3 protein-coding genes and 1 pseudogene are annotated in these 4,456 nt (G+C 53.1%); 1 reads left to right on the forward strand and 3 read right to left on the reverse strand.

All coding sequences use genetic code 11. The features are described from left to right. Positions 1-302: 302 nt before the first annotated feature. The 3 genes and pseudogenes from L0H14_RS11860 to L0H14_RS11870 all read right to left on the reverse strand — a co-directional run bounded on the left by L0H14_RS11860 (position 303) and on the right by L0H14_RS11870 (position 3,043). The gene (locus tag L0H14_RS11860) at positions 303-593 is read right to left on the reverse strand and encodes an FAD-dependent monooxygenase (RefSeq protein ID WP_301421931.1); all 291 of its coding nucleotides are present in this window, start codon (positions 591-593) and stop codon (positions 303-305) included. Positions 594-1,027: 434 nt separating this feature from the next. Then, positions 1,028-1,126, reverse strand: a pseudogene (locus L0H14_RS11865) (FAD-dependent monooxygenase); the annotation flags it as partial. A gap of 12 nt (positions 1,127-1,138) precedes the next feature. Beyond that, positions 1,139-3,043, reverse strand: a complete 1,905-nt coding sequence (locus L0H14_RS11870) for a heavy metal translocating P-type ATPase (RefSeq protein ID WP_301419831.1) — start codon at positions 3,041-3,043, stop codon at positions 1,139-1,141. Between the two features lie 622 nt (positions 3,044-3,665). On the opposite strand from L0H14_RS11870, the gene L0H14_RS11875 reads away from it, so the two are divergent. Beyond that, a partial coding sequence (locus tag L0H14_RS11875; RefSeq protein ID WP_301421930.1) for a glycine betaine/L-proline ABC transporter ATP-binding protein occupies positions 3,666-4,456 on the forward strand: 791 nt, incomplete at its 3' end.

Below are 4,456 nucleotides of genomic sequence, written 5' to 3' on the forward strand. Positions count from 1 at the left end.
CACATCGTTATCACGTCTTTCGTGGCGTATGGGCCCCGGTGTAGTGCAAATACATCGGGGCTTTTTCTATCCACGATCGAACGTTCTAGGCTCTATATAGGATTGTTAGGATATTGAATCCTAAAACTCCATGTCAGAACCGGATTGGGGGAGAATCCCCTATCCTCCGCAGACTAACCCCGAGAACCGCGTGTTCTCGGGGTTTTTGCGATAGTGTCCGTGTGAGCTGGGTTCTGGGCGTGCAAAATCTGGAGCGTGTTCGGGTGTCCGTCCAGAAAATAGCAGTCTGGCAGGAATTTTACCTACGCTTGAGAATTTCTCCAGCACAAAGCGCATTGGTCCTGAAGCCTCCAACCTCTTCCCCGCACCACCAGAGTTCCGATGGTCCGGTGCAACAGTCTTTGCAGCCGTTGCATAAATATCGCAGGAGGTTCACGGCAGAGTTGAACGGCAGCAAGTTCGGATGTGGAAAGACTTCCGGAAAGCAAGGGTTCTGCAAGTATCCGTGCTGCGGCAACACCGTCCCGGACTGCTAGGTTGACACCAACTCCACCGAGCGGAGACATAGCATGCGCAGCATCGCCGATGCACAGTAAGCCATCTCGATGTCATCTAGTGAGTCGGTTCATTTTTATATCTAAGCATTTGACATTATCCCACGTGAACTCTTTGTCGGATTGTCTAGTTGCTGGCACTGCTTGCGAAATCGCAGAGCGCAACTGTGGCGAGCCTGCCTCCCGGAGACGCCTGTCGGAACCCTTTGGAATGATGTTTGCGATTTGTGCGTATCGTGCTCGCGGGATGACAAAGAAGAGTTTTTGCTTGGTTCCGGCAGCAACGTACTCGACCCCCAAAATCTTGTGGTTTTGATAGATGAGGCCTGTGCCTTCCGCCAGCAGTTTCAAAAAGTCCCACTGTGGGGGCGATTGCCACGTAGGGGTACTTCATCTTGAGCCCGCCAATATCTATAGGACGCACAGTCTGACCGTCCTTGCGATGCGCTGTGACTCCGCGAATTTTTGTGTTGGGGATGAACTGTGTCACCGCGAAAACCGCGAAGAAAATCGCCGTGTTTTTCCAGCACGGTCACTTCCACTCCTGCGCGGGCTAAGAGTAACCCGGCGATGGCGTGGCCCCGTTACGACACGGCCTGCGTTTGGAGTTCCCCTACGGGTTCGTTCAACGTCGTGGATGGCAGCTTGCGATGCAGGCGCAGGGCACGTAGGGCAATCATAATCGCGACGACGTCGACAACTTCCTGGAGTAGCGCACCAATGGTTGCCGGTAAATACCCAAACGCAGCAATGGACATCAGTCCGAGAGAAACTGCTATACCAAACCAGATGGACTGCATCGCGATATTAGCCGTGCGTTTCGAAATATGCACAACGTCGGCCAGCCGAGAGAAATTTTCGGAAGTGATGACGGCGTCGGCTGATTCTGATGCTGCTGTGGCGCCCCGGGCACCCATGGCAATGCCGACGTCAGCTGTCGCCAAAATTGGCGCGTCATTGATGCCGTCACCAACCATGAGTGTCGGAGCTGGCAGTTGCTGAACGATTTTGACCTTGTCCGATGGTGTCATCGAGGCGTAGACCTGGTCTGGTGCAAAATCCAGCTCTTTCGCAATGGCTTGAGCAGTGCCCTTCATGTCACCGGTGACCATGACCATGTCCTCCACACCGTGTTCCGACAGCCACTCCAAAGTGGCTTTTGAGGTTGCTCGGAGTGGGTCAGCCAAAATGATAATGCCAATGAGCTGGTGTGCGCGCGAGACATAGACGGCTGTCTCACCCGCATGAAGTTCCAGTTCCGAAAATTCTGGGACCACCTCTGCGATAAAGGCTGATTTACCAACGCGCAATTCATCGCCTGCGCCGGTCGTTGCTGCAACACCGTTCGTGGCAACCTCTTCTGCCTCGGTAACCGCTACGAAATCGAGCTGTTGGCTGCGTGCATAACTGATGATGGGTTCGGCATACACATGGACTGAGTATTGCTCGGCAGAGGCTGCGAGTTGCAAGGTGTCCCGTACAGAACCGTTAACGGGTTCTATACGAGCTACAGTCGGTGCACCGCGCGTCAAGGTGCCGGTTTTATCAAAAGCAGCAGACTTCACATTCGCCAGGCGCTCCAGTGTACCGGCGTCTTTGACGATGACATTGGCCCGCGCTGCTGACGACATGCCGCCCATAAAGGAAACTGGGGCACCGATCAGAAGGGGGCAGGGCGTCGCGACGACCAAAACCTCGGCAAATCGCACCGGGTCTCCCGAATACCACCATGCCACCCCAGCAATTATCAGCGAGATGATGGTGAACGGCACAGCGTAGCGATCTGCTAGCCGCACCATTGGAGCGCGAGAGTGGACCGCTTCCTCGACGATCTGGACGATTTTTGAGTAGTGCGAATCTGCCGCAGTTGACGTCGCGCGCATCTGAAGCGTCTCCGTGCTGTTGACAGTACCGGAGATAATGTCGTCTCCCGTTTGCTTTGTCACCGGGAGGGATTCACCTGTCACCGACGACTCATCGAGCGATGCATGATTGGAGCGCAGCTGACCATCAACTGGAACAACTTCCGAGCCTCGCACCACCAGGGTATCGCCGATTTTTACCTCGTTGATACGAATTCGATGAACCGTTACACCGTCTCCATCCAGCATATGCGCGAACGTTGGTTTTCTATTGATGAGTGAATCTAATTGGCTCGATGCACGGCCAGCGGCCATTTCTTCAAGGGCCTCTCCACCGGTAAGCATCAGCGCAATAATCAAACCTGCAAGATACTCTTCAACGGCGAGCGTGGCGATCATCGCGACAACTGCCAAAATATCTAACCCCCAATGACCAGCCTTGAGCTGACTGAACATATCAATGGCGGTGAGAAGAACAGTGACACCGATAACGATGAACGCTACGATGGCCAGTGGTGTAGTCAGATTGGCAAAGAAAAATATAATCCCAAGTAAGAGTCCAGCCATGACGAGCAGGACGACGGGATTCAACATCGGATGTTTTTCTGTTCTAGCATTCTGTCCCATACCGCCCATGGTTCCCTACTGTGATGTCGATTACTAGCAAGGTGAGCCGTCCCTAACCTGGTGGAGAAAAGGCACCGGACGGTTGTTTGCGACTGGAAGTCATATAGATATCGAGGATGCTTTGTTGGATATCGCCGATGTCAGGGTTGTTACTGATCGAACTCCCCCGGGCTTCTCTGCTGTAAGCGAAGTCTTCTATTGCATCCAGACTCTTGTTTGCCGGGACCTGAATGTGGGCGGGGATGAGAAAGATGTTGCACGTGATGCTCGTGTCGCCCTGTAGGGGACGCAAATACCGACGCTAATCAACAGGTCTGCACAAAAACGCTCACTGCATTGTGGCCCAGGACACGCTAGTGTAATCTTGTGTTTAGTTCATGCATAACATTTTGGTGCTTGTCAATTTACATAGTAACTACCTGATAACAGTCTGAGTGGAGTCTGTAATTGTTCTGCCAATCTTGTTAGCGTTATAAATCTAGAGGTTGCGTTTACTTCTTGTCGCCCTGCGATCCGGGGGCGGTGAGTTGAGCGCGACCTATATTTATTTTTGTTAGCAAGTTGTATAAAAGGACGTGAGGAGGAGCTCACCCGCTACTTACTAGCGGTGGGTCAAAGCACCATGAGCGAACCAAACACAGGCCGACCCGTTGTGCGGGTTGAGAATGTCTATAAGATCTTTGGTCGGCGTCCCAAAGCTATTGCTGAGAAGATGCAGGCGGGCGCCACCCGGCAAGACGTTCAAAAAGACGGTACCGCGGCGGTTATTGACGCAACCTTCGACGTCTACCCCGGCGAAATCTTCGTCGTAATGGGATTATCGGGGTCGGGGAAATCAACCCTGATTCGTACGTTGAATGCGCTGCAGCCAGCAACCACTGGGACCGTCGAGGTGAGAGGGCAAGACTTAGCAAAGCTTTCTCCGAAAGAACTTCGCGCATTACGTTCGGAACATATCTCCATGGTGTTTCAGCACTTCGCATTGTTCCCACACTGGACCAATATTGAGAACGCAGCCTACAGTCTGGAAACCCAGGGCGTAGCAAAACAGGAACGCTACGAGAAAGCCCGCGAGGTGTTGGCGGCGGTTGGACTCAAGGGCTGGGAAGACTCCTATCCTTCAGAACTTTCAGGTGGTATGCGACAGCGCGTTGGCCTAGCCCGCGCGTTGGCAGCAGATACCGACGTTATGTTGATGGACGAAGCGTTCTCGGCGCTCGATCCGCTCATTCGTCGCGAGATGCAAGAAGAGCTGAAACAAATTCAGGATCGGCTCGGGCGAACGATTATCTTTATCACTCACGACCTCAACGAAGCGATGTTCTTGGGCGACCGTATTGCTGTTATGAAAGACGGCGAAATCGCACAGATTGGTACGCCTGAACAGATCTTGTCCGAACCTGCTGACGACTA

The organism is Yaniella sp., assembly GCF_030453185.1.
Lineage (GTDB): Bacteria > Actinomycetota > Actinomycetes > Actinomycetales > Micrococcaceae > Yaniella.

What these genes read in the sequence shown, in the direction of transcription:
- L0H14_RS11870 (WP_301419831.1), bottom strand. Translation starts at nt 3,043, where the DNA reads ATGGGACAGAATGCTAGAACAGAAAAACATCCGATGTTGAATCCCGTC.